Raw genomic sequence first — 23,473 nt, forward strand, 5'->3', positions numbered from 1 at the left:
AACTGGAAATAACTCGACGTAGGAGAGTTATTCTATTTCAATAATGCCACGAAATAAAATCAATATTATAATCACTATATTTGAGTATTGAATCACTAAAAATTATTAACGCTTTGTTGCGTTACAACCTTGAATCCAAGTCTCTTGTAGTATTCTTTGAAGTCAAATTTTGCTTCTAAAATATTTGGGTAACCCATTTTTGGTCTAATGAGTCTCTTCTGTTTTATTAAAACTTGGCTTATAAAATTATTATTACTTATTCTTAATGTCGTCCTACCATTCTCATAAAGTTGATTTAGACCAATTAAATATTTCCATTCTAGATTTCTCATATTTTTTTATTTATCATTATCTTTGAAACTTCCAAAGATTGGAACAGGATCATAATTCACCTTATCGCTTTCCTCCAGATTATTATGGAGTAAATAAATATATTGATTATTAATATCCACCTTATTGGGTTGAATTGATAATGATAGTATTTGATAATCATTAGCCTTGGCTATATCATAAAGCATATCAAAATTACTACCTAGTCCTTCAGCTTCATCGATTGGCATAAATCTAATACCGTCTCTAACCGTACCTTTTGCTGTTCTATTAATTAGAGACAATCTAGAAATACAGAGTAGAGCAATAGCTGAATATGTTTGACTGGTACTTCCAGGGTTTTTCTTGCCGTGAAGTGATTTAATCTTGAAAGACAGACCATAATAGGACTTTGGGTTAAGAAGTTCTCGAACTTTAGGTTTCTGTAGCTTAGAACCGCCACATCGATAAAATGCTTCCTGCATTTTCTCTTCTAGAGAAGTAAACTTTTCTAAATCGTTTGAAATACCTTGTAATGATTCAAAAAGATTGTCATCACTACCAACCTTAATATCTTCTCTTATTTGTTCAATAAATTTCTCCATCCATTCTCTAGGAAAAGAATTATTGTTAAACAACTCAAGTTTAGCCCTATGACCTCCTGTGATAGTCTTATCTTCGGAATCAATAAATTTTGAAATTTTTCTAACATCATAAAGTTGTTCACTCACTTCATTATTTACTTTATCTATGATACTAGTTAATTTTTGGAGTTTTCTAATATTAAGTCGTTTGTTTTTTATGTTAATATCACTAAGTAACTTTTCAATTCTTGGAATTATTTCTTCATCTTCTAAATCTTGCTTGTCAAAAATATCTCGAGGCAAAATTTCGATGCATATCTCATTAAAGTCATCTGTTCCTGCATATCTATTCTCTTTATTTTTAAGAAATTCTTTGACGATTAAATCAAATTTTAATCGATATATTTTTTCACACTCTGTAAAGTTAATTTCCTTATTATCTAATTCTTCTACACTAATTATTTTGTTAATCGTACCTAGCTCTTTTAAAACCTCAGTATTCTTTGTTTTTAGTGCTTCTAATACTTTTATATTTTCATCTATTTGTAAATCTATTTGTTCTAAGTCACTTACTTTTATTCTATTTGCATTTGCTTCCTGAAAATTCTCAAGAAAAGTTTGGTAATAGTTTTTTGATTTCTCCAGTTTTTCATTAGTTCCGTTATCCTTTTGAAGAGACTCAAATGCATACTTATTTGTTATATTTTCAATGTACCCATCAACATCAGGAATTGTTAATGTTTTTAGAGTGGTTTCCAAGCTGTCTATCAGAGTATTATGAGTACTTCTTTTTTTATCGACAATGTTGTAAATATTATTTACCTTTTTTAATTCTTTATCAATCTCTTTGTTTTGAGAGTACAACTTTAAGTAGTCAATAATGTCATTTTTTGAAGCATCAAATAATTCGTGATGTTCAAATTGTGAATTCTCAGCACGTGATTCCCATGAAGAAATATAATCCGACGGATTATCGAGTTTTGTTAAAATGACTTTTAATGACTTCCAGTTTCCCTCTTCGTTTTGTAGTCCTTCAATATCTTTTTCTAAGGAACTCTTTTGACCAGTAAAGTATTGCTTAATTTTTTCTGAATCCCCCGTATCAAATATTGGCTCTAAAATATATGGTACGTATTCCATAACTCCATTTAAATCTAACCAAAAACCTTTGTCAGTTTTCTTACAAACAGGTAAGTTTTCTAATAACACTTCTGGATGTGGTATATGTCTATCAATCTCGTTACCTTCTGGAACCTTCGTTGTTACATTTTCATTTTGATACTTGTGTATGACACTTTCCTCTTCTAACGTAAGCTTTCGATTTAGATTTAAAGCCCAATAGGCTAATGAAAATGAATCATCTATGTTGTTAAGTAATTTGAGCTTTAGTTTAATCTTTAAAGAATTTTCTACATCGCTTATTATTTGACTAATATTGAGTAAAATATGCTTGTCAAACTTTCCATTCTTATTTAAAAAACTAAGAATATTACCTTCCTGTAATCGGTTTTCTAAATATTCTATATTTTCAATATCCTTTTTGTTTTTGTGATAATTCTCATAATGCTTTAAAATTTCTTTTGCATTTTTATTAAAATGCTGCATCCAAGAAAAAAATTTAACAAGTCGTTTGCTCTTACCATCCCAATAAAGCTTGTTCTCTTGCGCTATCTCAAATTTCTTGTCAATTTTTGAACTCTCACCTTTAAGCTTATCAATTTTAGCCTCTGCAATCGTTCTTAAATTCTTTAGACTATTCTGACTATCATAAAAAGTTGTCAATAACGATTTCATAATGATATTGGACCTATCTATCTGTTGCGTTAGATAACTATGTTTTACCAGTACATATTCCTTTTTTACTTTGTCACGCTCTTGCTTTTTCAGCAAGAGTTGCTGAAGTTCAGTTTGCTTATGCTTTAACTTATCTATCTCTTCGCGATTAGACTCATATTGTTTGATATCCCCACTAAGTTCTTCAACTGCTGTCTTAAATACTTGATTGAACTCAATTTCTTTTTCATTACCAAATAAAAAATCTTGAATCTTTTCACTCCTTTTAATATCTAACGACTCTCTTGAAAACGCTTGAATAATTTTCGCATAGCTTTTAAGAGATTCATAGCTTGCCGATAAGTCTACTGGGAGAATATAATTTTCAAAAAGTAGTTTATGAAATTTGTTAAGCCTAGTCCAGGATTCGCAGACATAGCCTTGAGTGTCAAAAATATGATTTTTAAATTCCTCAATAGGCAGGAGGCTTTCTTCCCTTAAAAAACATGAAACACCCAATACTTTATTTATTGAAACCATTTTATTTTCAGTTTCAAAATTCTCACCTGCTTGTATTATGAATGATTGGGAACTACCTGTGCTTTCAAGATAAATACCAACAATAATGTATTCTTCATGTTTCATTTCTATATTGACAAATGCATAAGCTATATCGGTTCCTTTGCCGGAAGTTCTTAAGACCATCGTTTTGGGTATTCTCGGGTCACTACTATCAGTGGGTGAATGAAATGCTTTTGAACCAACAAAAATTAATTGCAAGATATCTGCAATCATACTTTTCCCAGAACCTCCTTCTCCAACAAAATCGGTTCTAAATGGATTAAACTCATAATCAAACGCTTGATGATGAACAATTCCTAATGTGGATAATTTTTTTATTCTTGGATATCTTTTCATTTTAACTCACTTAGTGTCTCATCAATATTTGTAATTAAATCTTCATAAATTAATATTAACCTGTCAAATGCTGGTAATAAATCAAATTCATCACCCTGAAGCTTCACCCATCCAATTTTCTTGAATTCAGTTAGTGCAGACTGAATAGCAGAATCAATGGCTTCGTCATTTAAGTTTCCAGGGTTTGTATTCCTAGATTTTGCTATTAATCTATAAATGCCGGGTTTTAAATCTTCATAATCTAACCTTATTTTTTTCTGTAAGTCTTGAACAGAAGAAACATCTACCTGCTTATCTATATAGAATATTTTGTAAATAATAAAACCTATAATTACAAATTCACTTTTCATATGATGCCTATGATTAGTGTCAATCCTTCCCCTATTTGCACCGATGAAATCTAAAAAATAATAAGTGTTTGGTTCTGTTCCTGCAAAAGTAAGCTCAACATTAAATAGATCTCTATAGTAATTTACTAAGCTAATTTCATTGGCATTCAAATAATTATACAACTCTACTTGTTTACCCTCTCGCTGGATATGGACTCCATCTTTGAGTTTATAATCAAGAATCGCAAATAATTGCGGAGTATCTGAATGATTTAAAAAACTTGTTATTCCTTCTTTGATACTTTCATTTTCCATAGAGTAATTTCTTGATTTATATTATTTTTTTCTTTTATTTTTTGCATTTCAAAATTTAGACTTTTCTCTTTACGTGCTGTTCTAATTATATTGTATATGGTGCTTACTGCAACTTGACCATCTTTTGTTTCATCCAAAATATTAAAAAAGGTTTTAGATAAATTAATGCTTCCTTTTAAATCTATTTCTGACAGAATAAAGTATTCCCATTTTCTTACCAAATCCTGTTGTTCTAGAACTTTTAACACCTTTTGCTTATTTTTTTCTATTACTTTTTTATTGACAGAGTATTTTTTAATTTTTTTAGATTGCGGAGGAAAAAGCTCTCTTTCTCTTTCTAAAATTGTGAAGTTAGGAGTATTAATATGTGTAATAGGGTTCTCAATTTTATTTGGTAAAATCGTAACTCGCTTATTATCCACTTTACTTTCTTTTAAGAGAAAGTGTATGAATTTTTCTACTTTACTGTTAAATTGGGGTCTGTTTAGAGTTGCAAATAATTGTCTAATTTTTGGTTGTATTCTGTCTAACTTTCTATCTATAGAATCTAATCGTTCATTCAAATATTTGATAAAGTGGTGAACGTCAGAAATAAGATCATTTATTTCAGAATCAGATATTTGTTTTTTTTCTAAAATAGTACGAATTACCTTAGTTTCGGAGTATGCAGAAGCCAACTCACCACTTTGAATTTGAGCATTATCCAAATTATTTTCAACTTCTTTTAGAATGTCAATAAAATTTTGATTAGAATCTTCGGTTTTACTTTTAAGTTTGTTAACTGAATCAACTATTTGTCTATCAAGAAAATCAATTTGCCCTCTTAAGTCAGGTTCATTTTTCTTAAATTCTTCCTCTAACCAAAATTTTAAATCTTCTAAAGTTTCTTTTTGTCTAAGTGAGTGAGTGAGATGAGAGCATATCTTTGCGATTCTAGTAGGACTAAAGTTTCCTTCTAAGGTCTTTTTTGCGTAGGCGTGAAAGCGGTATGCGTAGTCTTTAAAATAATACTTTTGGGATTCTTGGTTGTAATCAAGAAAATATTCTTGTAGTTCTGCTATGTGACCACTATAAATTTCCTTTGGATATCTCTCACCTGTCTTGACAATTTTAGCAAATGTATCGTGTATATCATTCTCAGTAAATTTGCCATCAATAAATAAGTTGTTTTCAATTTTATCGAACAATAGCATTACTGCTAAACCAACTTCTTTTTTTGGAAATAGAAGTTGATATACACCTGGCTCTTTTATCTCTTTTATAAAATCAAAACTTATTTTATTTGTCTCATCCAATATTACTAATCCGTCAATTTTAAGTGAAAAATCCTATTAATAGACTTTAAATATACATTTAAATGATTATTCACCACTTACGAATATCCGTATTTTATTCGAAATAACATTTTTCACTAGCATTTCTCTTTTTAACGGTTTGTATTGCTCCAATAAATCTCTCTAAAAATAATCATAACAATTCTCCTCAAACTCTTCACAACTTCAACAAATAATTCTTTCATAATCCAGTATTTAAATAATTAGTAGTTCCTAGTAAGATAGCCAGAGCCAAGGCTTGAATGTTTTGAGGCTTCAAAAAATAACCTGCTTCATCAGTATTGGTTATAAATCCCATTTCTACAAGTACAGCTAGACAGAAAGTAGTTTCTCGTAGCACCTGAAAATCAGCAAACTTAATTCCACGTTTTTTAAACCCTAGTTTTTGAGTACTTTCATCCAATACAGATAAACCTAATGAGATAGATGCTTTTGCATTTAGGTTATCAGAATTATGTACAAACACTTCCACACCTTTTGAAATGGTTGATGAAGCATTACAATGCAACGACACAAATACATCAGCCTTCAACGCTTTAGCCAATCGACTTCTATCAGACAAAGAAATCAACGTGTCTTTATAACGAGTTAAGTATATATCCAACTCATCATCAAAAACCGTTTTATTGAGCCTAATGATTTCTTTGGCAACATTCAACACCACTTCTTTTTCTTGAATATTATTTATGCCAATTGCACCTGAATCTTTTCCGCCATGTCCAACATCAACTACCACGACTTTTTTCTGACTAAAAACAAAACACATTTGTAGCATCAAAATCCAAAAACTGACGTTTTTGAACGTTTTTTTTAAATGTGTTTTCATAATTAAATCGTTTTTAAGCATTGTGTTTCATAAGATTTATTACGCTTTGATTGCAATTGAAATCAAAACAAATCAATAATTATTATTTATATAAAATATTGATATTCAATAATTTGTATTCAAATATAATGTATTTTTCATATATCAAAATCAAGCAAATCTTAAAACAATTTAGATATGAAAAAATCACTTTATGCAACCAGTTTATTGTTACTCATCTCAAATTCCATTTTTGCCCAAATTGGAGGTATTGAAGATTCTGTTAATGATGTTTCCGATACCATTCGAGCCATTTTTCCAATCATTTTGGGTGTCATTTTCTTAATAGGTTTCCTATTTAATGCAGGACACTTCTTTGGGGAAAACGCCGATTTAAAAAAAGGAATCACACGTGTATTGGTATTCGTACTTATTGCAGGAGCAGTTGTAGGCATTTTTACTTACCTCATAAGTATTGTGGTGTAATGAAGAAATTCGAAGTCTATAAAAACATACGAAAGCGTGCCGTGATAATGGGCTTGCCCATTTCACTGTTTGCACTCATGATGACAGCCGTTATCGGCTCATTATTGTTCATCATCTTTTCGTTCAGTTTTACCATTATCATTTCTGTGTTTGTATTCAATGCTTCCCTATATGTAGCCTTAACACACATTACCAAGAATCCAGCACTATTACAGATTCAAAAAGTATTTCCGAAAACCATTAGTAATAAAAAGCAAAGTCGCCTCTATTATGAAAGCCTATAATGGGCATTTAATTAATAATAATCAATATGAAAAAGATAAATCTAGCAGCATACCATCCAATTTTAAGCATTGAAGAACACATTGTATTTGCCAATAATGGTAATGTGGTGCTATGTTATAAAGGCGATTTACCCGAAATCTATTCCTTATCCGAAAAAGACTTTGAAGACATTCACGGTTCGTGGTTTCAGGCGTTTAAATCTTTACCTACGAGTACAGTTATCCATAAACAGGATGTTTATCAAAAGGCTGATTATACTTCGGAAGCATTGCCTAATGATACCTTTTTAGAAAAAGCAACACACAGTTATTTTAAAGGAAGAAATTACTTAAAACATTCTTGCTATTTGTTTTTCATTCTGCCATATAACAAAGCCCTAAACGCTTCCAAGTTTACCAATCCGTTTCGGAAAGTTGAAAAAGGGATTCATAAAAAAATGGACCATAATGTTCAGGAATTTATCACTTCGGTGAATGATGCTATTTCCTTTATTAATAACAGTCGAAAAGTAAAGTTTACACCACTCAACGAGAATCAAATTATTGGCATCACTGATGCCTATTTCAACGGGTTTAATGAAGGTTTTGATACGGACATCCAGTTAAAGAAATCTAACATAGAAATCGGTGAAAATCATTTTGATGTATTGGCAGTCAATAGCGAACTTTGTTTTGGTGATGTCGTACAGAGTAGTAAAACCAACGATAAATTTACTTCGGATGATTTTGTATTCCATCAAGGATTTATTGATGGATTGGGAATGAATTTGAATGAAAATCATATTATCAATCAAATCATCTATCTGGATGATAAACATAAATGGCGAAAACTACTCGACAAGAAAATTGAAGAACTCAATAAGAGTTCCAATTTCGGAACACAGAATAAAGTCATTTTAAAAAAGATTGAAGACATCGTTGCCAAAATCAATGAAGATGATTCTGCACGAATTATTCGAGGACATCTTAATATAGTTTTTTGGTCTAAAAAGGAAGCCGAATTAAGTAATATTGCTTCCAAAATAAAAACAGAGTGTAAAGAACTCGATATTGTTCCCTACTATCCAAAAGGAGAAGAACGCAAAAATTACTTTTTAAACAGTTATTTCTGTTTTTCCTCTAATTTTTCAAATGAAGATTTGTATGTCACCGATTTAAAACACGCCTTGTGTTTATACATCAACAACAGCAATTACAAATCTGATGAAGTTGGCATCATCTTTAATGACAGGCAGCATAACATTCCAGTACTCAAAGATGTTTGGGATGAACAAAAGAAACGCATCAAAGCACGGAATTTTGCCATTTTTGCACCAACTGGAGAAGGAAAATCCTTTTTAGCGAACAATATACTTCGCCAGTATTTTGAGAATAATGTACGCCTAGTCATTATTGATTTAGGAGGTTCGTACTCCAAATTCGCTAAACTCTATCCAGACGACCATATCATTCTACGTTATGAGCAAGGAAAGAATTTAGGTATCAATCCTTTTTATATTTCTTCAATAGAAGATTTAACACCAGAAAGGCTTGAAGATTTAAGCATATTCCTTTTAGAACTATTGGCTTCGGGAAAAGAAGCAACCAAAGCCGAAGAAGTCGCCATTAAAAAAGTGCTTCGTTATTATTACAATTCCATTGAAGATAATCACTCTTTGGCTAGTCTTTATCAGTTTGTTGATGACAAAAAAGACACACTTATCCAGGAACTAAAAATTCAGGAAGAATATTTCAGTATTTATAACTTTTTGCACATTCTTTCAGAATATGTAGATGATGGTTTGTACAGTTTTCTATTTAATGTAAGCGAAGACCAAACCTATAAGATTGAAGACAAACGACTCATTGTTTTTGAACTCGATGAAGTCAAGGACAATAAAGAAATCTTATCAGTAATGTTAAAACTGATTAAATCAGCAATCCAACGTACCATTTGGCGCAATCGTTCTGAAAGAGGAATTATCCTTTTTGACGAGTTTGCCAAACAACTCAAATTCAAAAACGTGCTTGAAAGTGTAGAATTCTACTATCAAGCCATCCGAAAACAAAACGGAGCGATTGGCATTATTCTACAATCGATTAATCAACTTCCAGATAATTCTACATCAGCAAGTATTTTGGAAAACACACAAGTAGTTTACAGCCTACGGAATGAAAAAGGCTATGTAGAATTGCAGAAACGATTGAACCTCTCAAGCCACGATTTGAATCAGTTAAAATCCATCAGAAACAATTTAACAGGCGCAAGAAAGCACACCGAAATGTTTATCAAAATTGGAAAAGAAAGTAACATTTTCCGATTGGAAGTTCCCAAAGAAGTCTATGCAGCATACCTCACAGATGGAAAAGAAAGCGACCGCATAATGCGGATTTATGACAAGACCGATAATATGGAAGAAGCCATAAACACATTCATAAAGCAACAGCAGCCATAGGCTGTTTTTAAGATCAATTGAGTATTAATTAAAATCAGGCAATGCCTGTTAAAAACAAAAATTATGAAGAACAAAATCACAACATTAATTATCGCATTAACCATTATTCTTTCATCATCTGGTCACATTGTGGCTCAAGGGATGCCAGTTTATGACAACACCAATTTTATCAGTTTTGCAAAATCGTTGATAGAATCTGCAAAACAGACTTCACAATTATTAAAGTCAGTTCAGTTTCTAAAAAAACAAAAAGAGAATATTGAGAAAGTCAATAATGTGATAAAACAGCTAAAAGCAGTTCGAGAATTAACTCGAAATAACCAACGGTTATTTGATATTGTGCAGGACGATTTACGAGAAATCTTGAATTCGCCATACATAAAGTCCGATGAAGTAAATCGAGTTTCAGAATCCTTTAATGCTATTATAGAAAATTCCCTAGATGGTCTGGATTATATCGACCAGATATTATCGAGTGATAATCTAAAAATGACGGATGCAGAGCGAGCAGAAGTATTGAAAGAAATGGAACTACAGTCTAATGAAATGGTCGCAGAAATTGAGGCAAAAATAAGACGTTATCGTGAGATTATCGCTTTTAGGGAAATGCAGGATAAAATCAATAATCGAGAAGCCAAATACTAATGTCGGGAATTTTTTTAGGCATAGGGTTAGAATATATTGATGCGGTTTTTACCACCATCAAGAACAGTGATTTTTCGCAGTACACTATTGTTGGAATGAAAACACTGGCCATATTATTCTTCCTAATAAACATCCTAAAAAAATACAATGAAGGTGTTGCTAATAATGAGGGGTATACTTGGGGGTTGACACCTTCAGAGTTGGCGAAGAATTTTGCAGTCGTCATTTTGGTGATTTTTTCAACACAGGTATTAAGCGTCTTTGACACCATTTTGGTAGCCATCGAATCCCAATACCGAGACACGGCTCCGGCACTCCTCCCATTACAATTGCAAGATATTGATTTGGAACAGGATGTGGGTGCTTTGGTAGCCGCCAAAAAAGCCTTTGCAATGCTCTATGAAGCATTAGTAACACCATTATATGGGCTGAAAATGTTATCATTTATCATAGCCATGTTTCTATGGATATTGGATTTGTTTATCTACCCATTATTTCTGGCAGAACGTTTCTTTTTACTCGGAATTATGCAAGCCTTTTTTCCATTGGTAATAAGCCTGGCAGTATTTGAAAAATTTAGACCCTTGGCATATAATTTCTTTAAACTCTATGCAGGAGTCTATATGCTAGTTCCTGCTTTTTTTCTGGTCAATGTTTTTGTCAATAATCTCTATACTGAAATTAATACCAATTTCTGGGGAGACCTATTCGGGACTGATTGGGGAAGCACCTTTTTTGCGCCTTTATTACAATTTGGGTCTATCGGATTTATCGTATTACTAAAATTTAAACTCTATCGTCGTGCTACTTCTTTTGTGTTTAGGCTATTCACTGCCTAAGGGTGCTTAAAGCACATTTGGCAATAAAAATGAGATAAAAATATATTATAAAATGAAATTAAGATGAAAACACCTTATAAAAATATTTACAATGTCCTGAAGTTAAATCGCTTCATTGTTCTAGCAGTGGTTATCGGGGCTGTACTCACTTGTATTGTTTCTGTAGTATTGGTTGTAAAACTCCATAAAGAAACCGTCAATAATGCTTTCGTCGTTAATACCGATGGAAGTGTAATTCCTATAAAACTCGTTTCCCAACAAGAGAATTTAGAAGTGGAAGCCTTGGCGAATTTAGAATTGTTTCACACTTATTTCTATCATATTGATGCTAGTAATTACGAAAAACATTTGGAGAAAGCTTTATGGCTAGGAAATAGTTCAATAGATGCTTTATATCGACAGAAAAAAGCAGATGGCGTTTACAATCGGATTTTGCAATATTCTTTGCTTCAAAGAGTATTGAGCATTGATTCTAAAATTGATATTCAATCAAAACCATATCGGTTTGAAACCAAGACTATTTTTGAAATTAATCGAGGGTCGGTAACCGACATTTATGAACTCATCACAACGGGTAATCTGATTCATGTTGAAAGAAACTTTCCGAAGAATACACACGGATTACTCATTACCAACTTTTTTGAAAATACACTTAAAAAAATCAATTATGAAGATAGAAAAAAATAAACTCATTTTTGCTGCCGTCATTTTATGTGTGGTACTTTTTATTGGTTCATATTCTGTGATTATGCTTGGAGAAGATGAAGAAACAACTATTGAAAATAATCAAATTCCTGTTCCAAAACTTAAAGATGAACAAAAGGAATATGAATCTAAATTAGAGGCATTGGATGACTTAAAAGAAGTTCGACAAACCAATGCTCCAAGTATCTATGATGAGCGTTTATTAGATTCCACAGGAGTCTATGACCGTGATTTGTTGAGTAAAGAAAAGATGCGCATAGTAGACAGTATCTACAATGAAGGACGTATCAGTTATACAGATAGAAGTTATAGAAAGTCGAAAATCAATGCATTGCCAAAGATTGTTCAAAAAGACACTGTATTTATTGTTGAAGAAAAAGCAACAGCAATTGAGACTAAAGAATTAGCATTGGTGCATCAACTCTTTTTTGCTTCAAACCCATTGGAGAATGAAAACCTAAATACTCAAAATACAGATGGATTTATTTATGTTCGGGTCGATGGGACACAAACGGTAAGAAAGAATTTTCGCTTGCAAATGCGATTGACACAGAAGGCTACAATCAACAATATCATTTTTCTTAAGAACACACCTATTTATGGCTTCGTCAGTTTTAAACCGAACAGAACCATCATTAAAATTGAAAATATCAATCATCAACCAGTAGAATTAAAAGCATTTGACCTGCAAGATGGTAGTGAAGGTATTTATGTAGAAAACAGTTTTAGAGCTGAAGCTAGACAAGAAGTCGTAGGCGATATTGTGGATGACATTAATATTGCCGGAGTACCGCAAGTAAGTGGTATCAAGAAAATATTTCAACGGAATAACAAAAATGTAAAAGTTACGATTGCTAATAATTATAAATTAATCCTAAAAATCAAGAAATGAAAACTATCACATCACTTCTAATATTATTAAGTTGTTTTCTCGTTAGCGGACAGCAGCCAAAAACATTAGATACTATTTATGCTAATGATAAAAAGAATGTCGCTCTGTTTTTTCCGAATTCAATTCGGCAAGGAATCACAGGAGCAGATCATTTTGTGTTTACCTATAATAGAGAAAAGGAACAATATTTTGGGTTGTTACAAGCAAAACCAGGAGCTGAAAGTAATTTACTAACCATCACTAAGGCTGGACAAGTGTATTCCTATATTTTGAAATACGCTGATAAGTTGCCAAAGTTGAATTATTTTATCCCTGAAAATGAAAGTATTGGGAATGAAAAACCTAAAAAGATAAAATTGAAGCCAATAATTGAACCAATCAACGAGTATGCAACTCGTGTTACATACTTTCAAAAATTCAGTGAGTATTTATTGAAGTCAAAACAGGAACGTATTGCAACAAAACGAAAAAAAGGAACGCGATTGCGTTTACAAAAGATGGTATATAATACTTCAGAAGTATATTTAGTTATTGAGATTCAAAACTCTTCAGGAATCAATTTTGAAGTCGACTACTTGAATATCTACAGAACCAATGGTAATAAGAAACGGAAAGCATCTTTTCAAAGATTAGAACAAGTAGTAATTTACAAGCATAAAATGCCTTCAATAATTAAGGATAAGCGGATCCAGCGATTTATTTATGTGCTTCCTAAATTTGTATTGGGTGATAATGAGAAATTGCAGATTGAATTACAGGAATTGAAAGGGAATAGAAATATTATTTTGACGACAAGCCTTTGAATAGATTAAGTAGCAACCGTTTAATAAAACCCCAAGCTGATAGCTTGGGGTTTTAATTATTCTTCTTTACCACTTGTTTTAAAACCAATTCGCTCCCTGTTCTGCTGTTCAATCTGTACTTTGTCTTTTTGCAGTAAATAATTTAATGCCTGATGAATATCCTTAAACTTTACATTCATTTCTTTTTCGAGTTTGGCAATCTCTTCTTTAAGATTCCCATAGTCTGTGAGATGTTGTCGTAACATTACAAAAGCCCGCATAATTACAATGTTTACATCAATCGCTTTATCACTTTTGAGTACACTAGAAAGCATTGCCACACCTTGTTCGGTAAAGGCAAAAGGAGTGGTCGGACTAAATTTGATGTTCTCTGGGAGGTTATCACAATTTGTGATAACCTCTTTCCACTCGTCCTTTGAAAGTTGAAACATAAAATCATCGGGAAAGCGTTTGAGGTTACGTCTAACGGCTTGTTTAAGCACTCTAGTTTCCACTTCATAAAGTTCTGCTAGGTCAAAATCGAGCATTACTTTGTTTCCTTGAATATTATGAATTTTATTTTTTATTATAGATAGTTCCATTGTGTTATTTTTTTAAGTGGTATTACAAATTTTGAGAAGTTGTTTTTGAAATTAGCTTCATTTCCTTCTCTTTGAACTGAATTCTTAGCCTTTGCATATCATCACTCACTTTACGTTCAATAACCTTTGCATAGATTTGGGTTGTAGATATTCGGGAGTGACCCAACAATTTTGAAACTGTCTCAATGGGCATTCCATTACTCAATGTAATCGTTGTTGCAAACGTATGTCTAGCGATGTGGAAAGTCAAGTTCTTTTTAATACCACAGACATCAGCAATTTCCTTTAAATAAGCATTTAATTTCTGATTTGATATTTTAGGAAATATACTTCCTTGAGATATAGATTTATGATTACTCTTATACTTTTCAATGATTTGTAACGCTTTTGGTAATAAAGGTATTCGTATTGGTTTTGTTGTTTTTTCGCGTCTGTAATAAATCCATAGTTCGCCATCGATTCCTATACATATATTATCTGCAACCAAGTGAATGACATCGATATAACTTAAACTGGTATAGCAACTGAACACAAATAAATCCTTTACCAATTCTAATCTAGGGATGGTAAATTGTTTATTTTCTATCTCTTGAAGTTCTTTGAGGCTTAAAAATCCTCTTTCATTTTTAATAAATTTGGCTTTGAAATTGATAAAAGGATCACGTTCTATCCAACCCAATTTAAATGATAGGTTTATCAATTTTCTAAAACGCTCGATATGCTTCATTACAGTATTATTGCCCATCCGTTTTTGATGGTCAACGGGTACGTAACCTCTAAGATATTTTTCAAATTTTATAATAAAGTGGTAATCGAGTTCTCGCAGATAAATGTCTGAGGTTTTATAAGATTTCAATAAAAATTTGGAAATATAGTTTTGAGTAGTGAAATAATTCTTTTGTGTTCCCCATTTTAATTTACTGACCATATCTTCATTATGGTAATTGATAATATCCATAATGGAGTGATTATTTTCATCTTGACCAAAGTATCTTGCTTTAATGGCTTGTGAAGTAATCAATTTATGCTCTGACATCAAATCCCGATAACACTTAAAAAGATGGTTATAGGTTTCGTCCAAATAGCTGTTGAGGCTTCTTGATTTCTGACTTGTTCCCCGAGCTCTATTCTTATGGACATCCCAATCAGTAATCAAAACTTTTCGTTTTAAGCTGATGGTTGCTCGTTTTCCATTTACGGTAATTCTAGCATAGATGGATGCTTGCTTGTCTTTTGCTCTGGGAAAGTCTGCCCAAAACAAAATACTGAAGGTTGAAGATGTTTTCATGATTTCGTCTTTTAATTAACATTAATTCGTTGTTATCAGACGAAAGTCAAATCACTTATAAAGATACATTTATTTACTCGACAATAGATAATTTTAACAAATCGGTCAACACTTTTGAAAAAATAAGTTTGTTATCCGATTTGTTGACGTTTTTAATGAGATTCTATGACTTATAATGATATGCAGAAAAACAGAAAAACCTGTAAATCATAAGATTAACAGGTTTTTAGTATAGATTGATTCTATAAAAAGTCGGGGTGGCAGGATTCGAACCTGCGACCTCCTCGTCCCAAACGAGGCGCGATGACCGGGCTACGCTACACCCCGAAAGTGCTTTTGAAATTAGTATCCAATTTCAAGATGCAAATATAGTTAAAATGAACATTTTTTCAGCTAAAAACAAAAAATATTTTGTCATTTTTTATCTGTTGTTTTTGATTGCGTTTTCTAATACTTTTTATACTATTGCTAACTAATATTCCTTATGTAAATCTTATTGGTTTTGCTTATAATCTGATTATAAAAAATTATAAACAATAAGATTGTCTACTCTGGAAAAAGGTTATTTTTGTTAAAGAAATTTAAATACAATATTATGTCAGATACAATAGAAAGAATCAAATGTCTTATCATAGGTTCTGGGCCAGCAGGATACACTGCAGCGATATATGCAGCAAGAGCAGATTTACAACCTGTTATGTATACTGGTTTGCAAATGGGAGGTCAGTTAACAACAACAACAGAAGTTGATAATTTCCCAGGATATCCAAAAGGAACCGATGGGACTGCAATGATGGAAGATTTGAAAACTCAAGCTGAACGTTTTGGAACAGAAGTTCGTTTTGGATTGGCTACGGAAGTGGAGTTTTCAAAAGAAGAAGGAGGAATTCATAAAATTACTATTGATGGAGTTACTGCAATTGAAGCAGAAACTGTTATTATCTCTACAGGAGCTACTGCTAAGTACTTAGGTTTAGAAAGTGAAGAGAGGCTAAAAGGCGGAGGTGTTTCTGCATGTGCTACTTGTGATGGATTCTTTTACAAAGGACAAGATGTAGTTGTTGTTGGTGCTGGTGATACTGCTGCTGAAGAGGCAACTTATTTGTCAAATATTTGTAAGAGCGTTACTTTGTTAGTTCGTAAGGATTATATGAGAGCCTCTAAAGCAATGCAACATAGAGTTCAAAAAACAAAAAACCTTAAGGTGTTGTTCAATACTGAAATTGATGTGGTGTTAGGTGAAAGTGTTGTGGAAGGTGTAAGAGCTGTAAACAACCAAACCAATGAAAAACATGATATTCCTGTTACAGGAGTGTTTATTGCTATCGGTCACAAACCAAATACAGATATTTTTACTGATATTTTGGATATGGATGAAGCAGGTTATCTAATTACAAAAGGAAAATCTACAAAAACGAATCTTCCAGGTGTATTTGCAGCTGGAGATGTGCAAGATAAAGAATACAGACAAGCTGTTACTGCGGCAGGTACTGGTTGTATGGCAGCCTTGGATGCAGAACGTTATTTGGGCTCTTTAGAATAAGGAGTTTATATAAATCAAAAAAAGCCGTATGAAATATCATTCGGCTTTTTTGTTTTTAGTTGATGGACTATACTTTTTATAGGATTATTGTTAAGGAAAATAATTCCTTATGAAAAATAAATTATGCTTTGTGATTTTATTTTCTTATAATTTAATTGCTTAATAGTTGAGTTTTTTACATGAATTAAGGATTTACGAGAAAGATATTCAGAATAGTATTTATGATAAAATCTTATTGTAACAGCAGTTGTAATATTCGAATTGGAAATGAGGTTTTTACTCAACGGGATTATGATATTATTACTGAATAGCAAAATACAGGGATTATTAAATAAAAGATAAAAATGAACGAAAAAGAATTGTATAAGTTGAGGTTTCCAATCGGAGAATTTGTAAAGCCAGGTCAAATCACATCAGAACATGTAAAATCTTGGGTAGATGAAGTGAAAAAATTCCCAGAAGAATTGAGAGCTGTAGTTAAAGAACTTACAATAGCAGAATTAAATTATAGATATCGTCCTGGAGGATGGACTATCAAACAAGTTATTCATCATTGTGCAGACAGTCACATGAACAGTTTGATTCGTTTTAAATTGGCACTTACAGAAGAATGTCCAGTAATTAGACCTTATTTTGAAGATCGTTTTGCTGAATTACCAGATTCTTTAGATAATAATATAACAGATACTTTATTATTGTTAAAAGGTTTGCATGCTAAGTTGGGAACCGTAATGGAAAACCTCTCTACAGAGGATTTAGCTAAGCAATATATTCATCCAGAGCACGGTCATAAATTCTGTTTGGATGAGGTAATAGGAATCTATGCTTGGCATTCAAATCATCATTTAGCACATGTAAAACAGGCTTTGAAATTAAAATTTTAGTTAAGAGAAATGATAAAAATAGATGTAACTTTTGAAAATTTAAATTTAGTAAAGCAAAGATTGCCAAAAGGAGAATACGATTCGTGTGTGTTTAAAAATTGTGATTTCTCAAACGGGAAAATCTCTAATATTGAATTTTTAGATTGTCAATTTATAAACTGTAATCTAAGTAATGTTGAAGTTGTAAATACTGCATTTAAAAATATGTCATTTGTAGGTTGTAAAATTATGGGTGTTGATTTTGGAAAGTGTAATCTTTTCTTATTGGAATTCTCATTTGATACCTGTCAGTTATCTTATTCTGTTTTTTATCAATTGGAATTGAAGGCAGTGTTGTTCAATGATTGTAATTTACAAGAGGTGGATTTTACAGAAGCCAATTTATCAAATTCAAAATTCGTGAATTGTGATTTATTTAAGGCTGTTTTTGATATGACCAATTTAGAGGGGGCAGATTTGTACTCTGCGATTAATTATTCTCTCAATCCAAATTCAAATAAAATAAAAAAAGCTCACTTCTCAAAGGAAGGAGCTTTAGCTTTGTTGTCTGATTATAATATTAGAATAAGTTAATCAATCAAAAAGATTAGATGATAAATATCGATCTCCTCGGTCACAAATAATTACAACGATTACTCCTGAGTCTAATTCATTTGCTACTTTTACAGCTGTAGCAACCGCTCCTCCGCTGCTCATCCCCGCAAAGACACCTTCTTCCTGCGCTAAACGTTTTGTCATAGCTCTGGCTTCGGTTTCACTTACTTCTAATACTCGATCTACTCTAGAGGCATCATAAATTTTAGGCAAATATTCTTTTGGCCATTTTCTAATTCCTGGGATTTTTGAATTATCACTAGGATGAGTTCCTATTATTCGAATATCCGTATTTTGTTCTTTTAGAAATCTAGAAGTCCCCATGATAGTACCTGTAGTACCCATAGCAGATACAAAATGTGTAACACTTCCATTAGTGTCCCTCCAAATTTCAGGTCCTGTTGTTTTATAATGTGCTTTCCAATTATCATCATTGGCAAATTGATTCAACATGATATAGCCACCTTCAGTAACTTTTTTGTCAGCGAAATCTCTAGATCCAATAATTCCTTCTGAGGCTGATGTTAAAATAACTTTTGCTCCATAGGCTTGCATAGTTTGTGTTCTCTCTTTTGTTGAATTTTCTGGTAAAACAAGTTCAATTTTCATTCCTAATACCTGAGCAATCATGGCAAGGGCAATACCTGTATTTCCACTTGTAGCTTCAATTAAAGTGTCTTCTTTTGTGATGTCACCTCTTTTTAAAGCAGATGAAATCATATTGTACGCGGCTCTGTCCTTAACACTGCCTCCAGGGTTGTTTCCTTCTAGTTTTAATAAAAGTTGTACATTTTTATTTTTTACTAGGTTTTGACTAATTACAAGTGGGGTATTTCCAATTAGGTCAACTAATTTTTTTGGTTTCATAGTCTATATTTACGAATTAACGATCCTCTTTTTCTTTGATTTTAACTTCGGTTGTCGTTGTATTTAAAACAATAGAGTTTTCTGGAATTGAGCGAGTAACCCAAGAGTTCCCTCCTACAATACTGTTTTTTCCGATAACTGTTTCGCCTCCTAAAATCGTGGCATTGGCGTAAATACAAACACTTTTTTCTACGGTTGGGTGTCTTTTATTGTTTTTCATGCTCTTACTGACGCTTAAAGCACCTAAGGTAACACCTTGATATATTTTTACATATTTATCAATATGAGTAGTCTCCCCAATTACAATGCCTGTAGCGTGATCTATAAAAAAAGGAGAGTCTATTTGAGCTCCAGCATGAATATCAGTACCCGTAATTCGATGTGCATATTCGCTCATTAATCTAGAGAATAATGGCATGTCCAATAAATATAACTCATGACTTAATCTATAAATCGCAATGGCATAAAAACCTGGATACGCTAAATAAATTTCCTGTAAATCATTTGATGCTGGGTCATTTTCTAAAATAAAGTTGGCGTCTTGCTTTAGTTTGTCTAAAACATCTGGTAAGGTGCCCATAAATTTTTCCCAGATAGAATCACATAGCTCTTCAGGTTTTTTGCAGGCAATAATAGAAATTTCTTTAAATAGAATTTCAAGTTGATCCATGCTTTTGTAAAGGTTTGCATTGGTGTCAAACAGAGTGTAAAACAATTTTTCGGTAAACGCTTCAGTTTTTGTTTTGATGCTGTAATTGATAGCAGTGTGATTCTTTAATGAATCAATATGTTTGATAATCAGATCTTTTGTCATGATTATTGTGGTTGAATGTTAAAATGAAATATGAAAATTAGAAATTTTTAGAAACAGCAACAACAACCACACAAAGAAAATTGTGGATTGAAAATAATAAATTTTTCGAGTTTGAAAAAGGTCATTTTTTTCTGTCTTTAATTAATGCAAATATAGAGAACTATCTTTTAATATTCTGTCTTTCGGTAATTTGTAATTTTATTTTGTCAATCGTATCGAATTTTTAAGCTTTTTGTTGGAATACATATTCTGTTTCCATTAATTCTTTTAAAACACTGTTTTTGAAACCTGCTTTAGTAGAGTAACAATAGGTACTAGTATAATCATCTCCATTTAAAATTAAGGCGAAACGATTTCCATAAGATTCGCACAAAATAAAGCAGCAAAGGTTCCTATAGCATAACCTACTACAGCAAGTAATACACCTACTGTTGCCAATGACGGATGAAATGCTGCTGCAATCACTGGTGCAGAAGCAGCCCCACCAACATTAGCTTTGCTGCCAACAGCTAAAAAGAAAAAAGGAGCTCTTATAATTTTGGCAACTGTGATTAGTAGAATCACATGAACTAACATCCAAATTAAACCAATAATAAGCAATCCAGGGTTTTCTAAGATAGATACTAAATCCATTTTCATTCCAATAGTTGCAACTAAAATGTATATAAAAACACTTCCTAGTTTACTCGCTCCGGCTCCTTCATATTTTTTGACTTTGGTAAACGAGAGAATAATTCCAATAATAGTTGCAATAGTAATCATCCAAAAGAATGTGGAGGTAAAAGAAGTCAATGCCGATGTTTTGTCACTAAAGGCTTTGAATCCGCTTAAGAATGTAGATATTTTATCCGATCCAAAATGAGCAATCCCAACTGCGGTAAAAGCGATTCCTAACATAATCATATAATCAGTTAAACTGGGTATTTTAGAAACGCTTTTTTCGTATTTAATAACTTTGTTTTTTAATTCTTCAATGGCAGAATTGTCTGCTTTTAACCACTTGTCAATTTTGTCTTTTTTACCAATACCAAAAAGTAAAATGGCCATCCATAATTGCGCTACAACTATATCGACTAAAACCATTGCTCCAAACTTTTCCGGATTGTAATTAAAAATCTCAAACATGGCGGTTTGATTTGCACCTCCACCAATCCAACTACCAGCAAGAGTAGATAGACCTCTCCATACAGCATCAGGTCCTGCGCCTCCAACTGTTTCTGGACTAAATATTGAAACCAATATAATAGCAATTGGACCACCAATAACAATTCCTACGGTTCCTGTAAAAAACATAATCAATGCTTTGGGACCTAAGTTAAAAACCGATTTTAAGTCTAAACTCAAAGTCATTAAAACCAAAGCTGCTGGCAATAAGTAGTTTTTAGCGATTGTATAAGTTTCAGAAACCTTAGGAGATATTAGCCCTATCGTATTTAATATAGCAGGTAAAAGATAGCACATAAGTAATGCTGGAATTACCGAATAGAATTTTGCCCAGAGTCCTGTTTTTTTCGATGAAGTATAGAATACCAATGCGAGCATAAGCATTAAAAGCCCGAACACCATAGTGTCGTTTGTGAAAATAGGAGTTGTTTTCTGAATGATAAGAAACTTGTTCATTTTTAACATAATTAAGATTGCTCAAAATTAAGGATTCAATTTAGTTTAATCAAGAAGAATCTTTCTTTTTGGCTTGTCTATTTGCTTCTTTTAAACACTTATTTAACATCCATTCTAATTGACCATTGGTAGATCTAAACTCATCGGAAGCCCATTTTTCTATAACCTTTAACATATTTTCGTTAATTCTTAGCGCAAATGCTTTTTTCTTTGCCATAATTACAACTTATTGTTGTTTTTAGATTTTAATTTAGTTTTATTGGATTCTAGAGAGGGCTCAGTATCTTCACTTTTTTTAGTCCCAGTCAATATTTTTTCTCCTTTTTTCAACCAATTTTATATTTATCTTCTAGATTCATTGTTAAGCTTTTCTTATCAAAAAAACATCTATTATAATCATTAGCAAGACTAAAACCCATCTTTTAAAATCTAGATATAATTTCTAAATTTTAGAATTTAGTATTACTTCATTCTAGCATCTTTTTTGTAATTGTTCCTCCGATATCATATCCAATACTTATGGCTTTCTATCCATTTCTAGGATTTGTATTTAGTTCTTCTAAAAATGAAGTTTCTTTTGAAAACATTTCACCTAGTAATATTTTATCATGATATTAGTGATTTAAGGTTCTTGTGTTTAGCACTGGAGTAACTTCTTTATCAGAACAAAGTATAACCATTAAGTTGCTTACCATTGCGGCTTTTCGTTCTTCATCTAGTTCAACTATTCCTTTTTCGCTTAATTTATCTAGAGCCATTTCTACCACACTCACAGCACCTTCTACAATTTTGTGTCACGCTGCTATGATTGCAGTTGCTTGTTGTCTTTTTAACATGGCATTTGCTATTTCTTGTGCATAAGACAAATAACCAATACGGGCTTCTAACACTTCGATTCCTGCCATTGTTAAGCGCTCGGCCAATTCTTTTTCAAGGCCTCACTTACTTCGTTAACACTTGCTCTTAAGGTAATTTCTTCGGTATGACCATCATCTGCGAAATTATCGTATGGATATAAACTCGCAAGTTTTCTTACCGCAGCATCAGACTGTACTCTTACAAAGTTTTCGTAATTATCTACATCAAAAGCAGCTTTGTACGTGTCTTTTACTCGCCAGATTAGAATTGTGCTAATCATGATTGGGTTTCCTAATTTGTCGTTTACTTTAACACGTTCGCTATCAAAGTTACTCGCTCTAAGAGATGTTTTTCGCTTCTTATAAAAGGGGGTTAGTCCAATAAAAACCATTTTGAGACACAGTTCCTATGTGTTTTCCAAATAGCAATAATACATTTGAAGTATTAGGCGCTACAATTATAAACCCTGGTATAACTATTAGTAGAGCAATGAAAGAGGGAATTATAATGAACGGGTTTTCTTGTGAAATTCCAAAAATGAAGGTTGAAATTAAAGCGAATAATATGAATAGCATTAAATACCCGCTTGGTACTTTAATTGTTTTTTACTGAGTTATACACCTAGTGTCTGTTTTATGTTTTTTTGATATTTAGGTTTTTGTAGTACTATTCTAAGAATTGTTTTATGAAAAATGGATTCTTTGTATTGTGACCTATTAATTCTAAAACAAAATTCATCAAAATATGCTTGTAATATGCCATTTACTTACATGAGTTGGTATTGCTCTTAACCAAGATTTTAGTTGCATAATAACCACATGTAACTCAAGACCGTTGCATAATGCTCTTTTCAGTTTTAGATTTCAATTTTTACTTTTTAAATCTAAAATTTATGTTTTTTTCCTTATTTTCATTGTTTATGTTAGTTATGGATCTCTTTCTTGGTTCATTTTCCTTTAGTTTTTAGA

20 protein-coding genes, 1 tRNA gene and 2 pseudogenes are annotated in these 23,473 nt (G+C 32.0%); 10 read left to right on the forward strand and 13 right to left on the reverse strand.

What is annotated here, in order from left to right; genetic code table 11:
• Positions 1–338: 338 nt before the first annotated feature.
• The 4 genes from V5787_RS10085 to V5787_RS10100 all read right to left on the reverse strand — a co-directional run bounded on the left by V5787_RS10085 (position 339) and on the right by V5787_RS10100 (position 6,388).
• A complete protein-coding gene (locus V5787_RS10085) occupies positions 339–3,584 on the reverse strand; it encodes a DNA repair protein Rad50 (protein WP_336893105.1) in 3,246 nt (1,081 codons plus the stop codon).
• On the reverse strand, positions 3,581–4,228 hold the full coding sequence (locus V5787_RS10090; protein ID WP_336893106.1) for a hypothetical protein: 648 nt from the start codon (positions 4,226–4,228) through the stop codon (positions 3,581–3,583). The genes V5787_RS10085 and V5787_RS10090 overlap by 4 nt, the downstream gene beginning before the upstream one ends.
• Positions 4,198–5,523, reverse strand: coding sequence for a hypothetical protein (locus V5787_RS10095; RefSeq protein WP_336893107.1), 1,326 nt, complete (start codon positions 5,521–5,523; stop codon positions 4,198–4,200). The genes V5787_RS10090 and V5787_RS10095 overlap by 31 nt, the downstream gene beginning before the upstream one ends.
• Before the next feature lie 220 nt (positions 5,524–5,743).
• On the reverse strand, positions 5,744–6,388 hold the full coding sequence (locus V5787_RS10100) for an N-acetylmuramoyl-L-alanine amidase (RefSeq protein ID WP_336893108.1): 645 nt from the start codon (positions 6,386–6,388) through the stop codon (positions 5,744–5,746).
• Positions 6,389–6,565: 177 nt separating this feature from the next.
• Between V5787_RS10100 and V5787_RS10105 the strand changes: the two genes are divergently transcribed.
• From V5787_RS10105 to V5787_RS10135, 7 genes are all read left to right on the forward strand, one after another.
• Positions 6,566–6,853 (forward strand): hypothetical protein, encoded by a 288-nt coding sequence (locus V5787_RS10105; RefSeq protein ID WP_336893109.1) that lies wholly within the window; start codon positions 6,566–6,568, stop codon positions 6,851–6,853.
• Between the two features lie 310 nt (positions 6,854–7,163).
• Positions 7,164–9,572 carry a TraG family conjugative transposon ATPase gene (locus V5787_RS10110; RefSeq protein WP_336893110.1) on the forward strand — a complete coding sequence of 803 codons (2,409 nt, stop codon included), beginning with the start codon at positions 7,164–7,166 and terminating at the stop codon, positions 9,570–9,572.
• 63 nt (positions 9,573–9,635) lie between these two features.
• Positions 9,636–10,217 (forward strand): conjugal transfer protein, encoded by a 582-nt coding sequence (locus V5787_RS10115; protein ID WP_336893111.1) that lies wholly within the window; start codon positions 9,636–9,638, stop codon positions 10,215–10,217.
• Entirely contained in the window at positions 10,217–11,056 is an 840-nt protein-coding gene (locus V5787_RS10120; protein WP_336893112.1) for a hypothetical protein, read from the forward strand. The genes V5787_RS10115 and V5787_RS10120 overlap by 1 nt, the downstream gene beginning before the upstream one ends.
• A gap of 63 nt (positions 11,057–11,119) precedes the next feature.
• Positions 11,120–11,743, forward strand: a complete 624-nt coding sequence (locus V5787_RS10125; RefSeq protein WP_336893113.1) for a conjugal transfer protein TraK — start codon at positions 11,120–11,122, stop codon at positions 11,741–11,743.
• Positions 11,724–12,653, forward strand: a complete 930-nt coding sequence (traM, locus tag V5787_RS10130) for a conjugative transposon protein TraM (RefSeq protein ID WP_336893114.1) — start codon at positions 11,724–11,726, stop codon at positions 12,651–12,653. The genes V5787_RS10125 and traM overlap by 20 nt, the downstream gene beginning before the upstream one ends.
• Complete coding sequence (locus V5787_RS10135) at positions 12,650–13,456, forward strand: DUF4138 domain-containing protein (protein ID WP_336893115.1); 807 nt, start codon at positions 12,650–12,652, stop codon at positions 13,454–13,456. Before traM ends, V5787_RS10135 begins: the two co-directional genes overlap by 4 nt.
• 56 nt (positions 13,457–13,512) lie before the next feature.
• On the opposite strand, the gene V5787_RS10140 is transcribed toward V5787_RS10135, so the two are convergent.
• The 3 genes from V5787_RS10140 to V5787_RS10150 form a co-directional block, all read right to left on the reverse strand.
• Complete coding sequence (locus tag V5787_RS10140; protein ID WP_336893116.1) at positions 13,513–14,037, reverse strand: ORF6N domain-containing protein; 525 nt, start codon at positions 14,035–14,037, stop codon at positions 13,513–13,515.
• Between the two features lie 22 nt (positions 14,038–14,059).
• A complete protein-coding gene (locus V5787_RS10145; protein ID WP_336893117.1) occupies positions 14,060–15,325 on the reverse strand; it encodes a site-specific integrase in 1,266 nt (421 codons plus the stop codon).
• Between the two features lie 252 nt (positions 15,326–15,577).
• A tRNA-Pro gene (locus tag V5787_RS10150) sits at positions 15,578–15,652 on the reverse strand.
• Between the two features lie 268 nt (positions 15,653–15,920).
• On the opposite strand from V5787_RS10150, the gene trxB reads away from it, so the two are divergent.
• The 3 genes from trxB (at position 15,921) to V5787_RS10165 (ending at position 18,325) form a co-directional block, all read left to right on the forward strand.
• Positions 15,921–16,868 carry a thioredoxin-disulfide reductase gene (gene trxB / locus V5787_RS10155; protein WP_336893118.1) on the forward strand — a complete coding sequence of 316 codons (948 nt, stop codon included), beginning with the start codon at positions 15,921–15,923 and terminating at the stop codon, positions 16,866–16,868.
• Positions 16,869–17,212: 344 nt separating this feature from the next.
• Complete coding sequence (locus V5787_RS10160; protein WP_336893119.1) at positions 17,213–17,752, forward strand: YfiT family bacillithiol transferase; 540 nt, start codon at positions 17,213–17,215, stop codon at positions 17,750–17,752.
• 9 nt (positions 17,753–17,761) lie between these two features.
• On the forward strand, positions 17,762–18,325 hold the full coding sequence (locus V5787_RS10165) for a pentapeptide repeat-containing protein (protein ID WP_336893120.1): 564 nt from the start codon (positions 17,762–17,764) through the stop codon (positions 18,323–18,325).
• Here V5787_RS10165 and cysM read toward each other — a convergent pair whose 3' ends face one another.
• The 6 genes and pseudogenes from cysM to V5787_RS10195 all read right to left on the reverse strand — a co-directional run.
• Positions 18,326–19,213, reverse strand: a complete 888-nt coding sequence (gene cysM / locus V5787_RS10170; protein WP_336893121.1) for a cysteine synthase CysM — start codon at positions 19,211–19,213, stop codon at positions 18,326–18,328. It abuts the gene before it with no gap.
• Between the two features lie 16 nt (positions 19,214–19,229).
• Positions 19,230–20,027 (reverse strand): serine O-acetyltransferase EpsC, encoded by a 798-nt coding sequence (gene epsC, locus V5787_RS10175; RefSeq protein WP_336893122.1) that lies wholly within the window; start codon positions 20,025–20,027, stop codon positions 19,230–19,232.
• A gap of 339 nt (positions 20,028–20,366) precedes the next feature.
• The gene (locus tag V5787_RS10180) at positions 20,367–21,647 is read right to left on the reverse strand and encodes a DUF819 family protein (RefSeq protein WP_336893123.1); all 1,281 of its coding nucleotides are present in this window, start codon (positions 21,645–21,647) and stop codon (positions 20,367–20,369) included.
• Positions 21,648–21,696: 49 nt separating this feature from the next.
• Positions 21,697–21,864 carry an Arc family DNA binding domain-containing protein gene (locus V5787_RS10185; RefSeq protein ID WP_336893124.1) on the reverse strand — a complete coding sequence of 56 codons (168 nt, stop codon included), beginning with the start codon at positions 21,862–21,864 and terminating at the stop codon, positions 21,697–21,699.
• 397 nt (positions 21,865–22,261) lie between these two features.
• Positions 22,262–23,080, reverse strand: a pseudogene (locus V5787_RS10190) (SPFH domain-containing protein).
• Between the two features lie 38 nt (positions 23,081–23,118).
• A pseudogene (locus V5787_RS10195) lies at positions 23,119–23,332 on the reverse strand (IS1595 family transposase); the annotation flags it as partial.
• Positions 23,333–23,473: the final 141 nt, after the last annotated feature.

It is taken from the genome of Flavicella sp. (assembly GCF_037132785.1).
In the GTDB taxonomy this organism is placed as follows: Bacteria; Bacteroidota; Bacteroidia; order Flavobacteriales; family Flavobacteriaceae; genus Flavicella.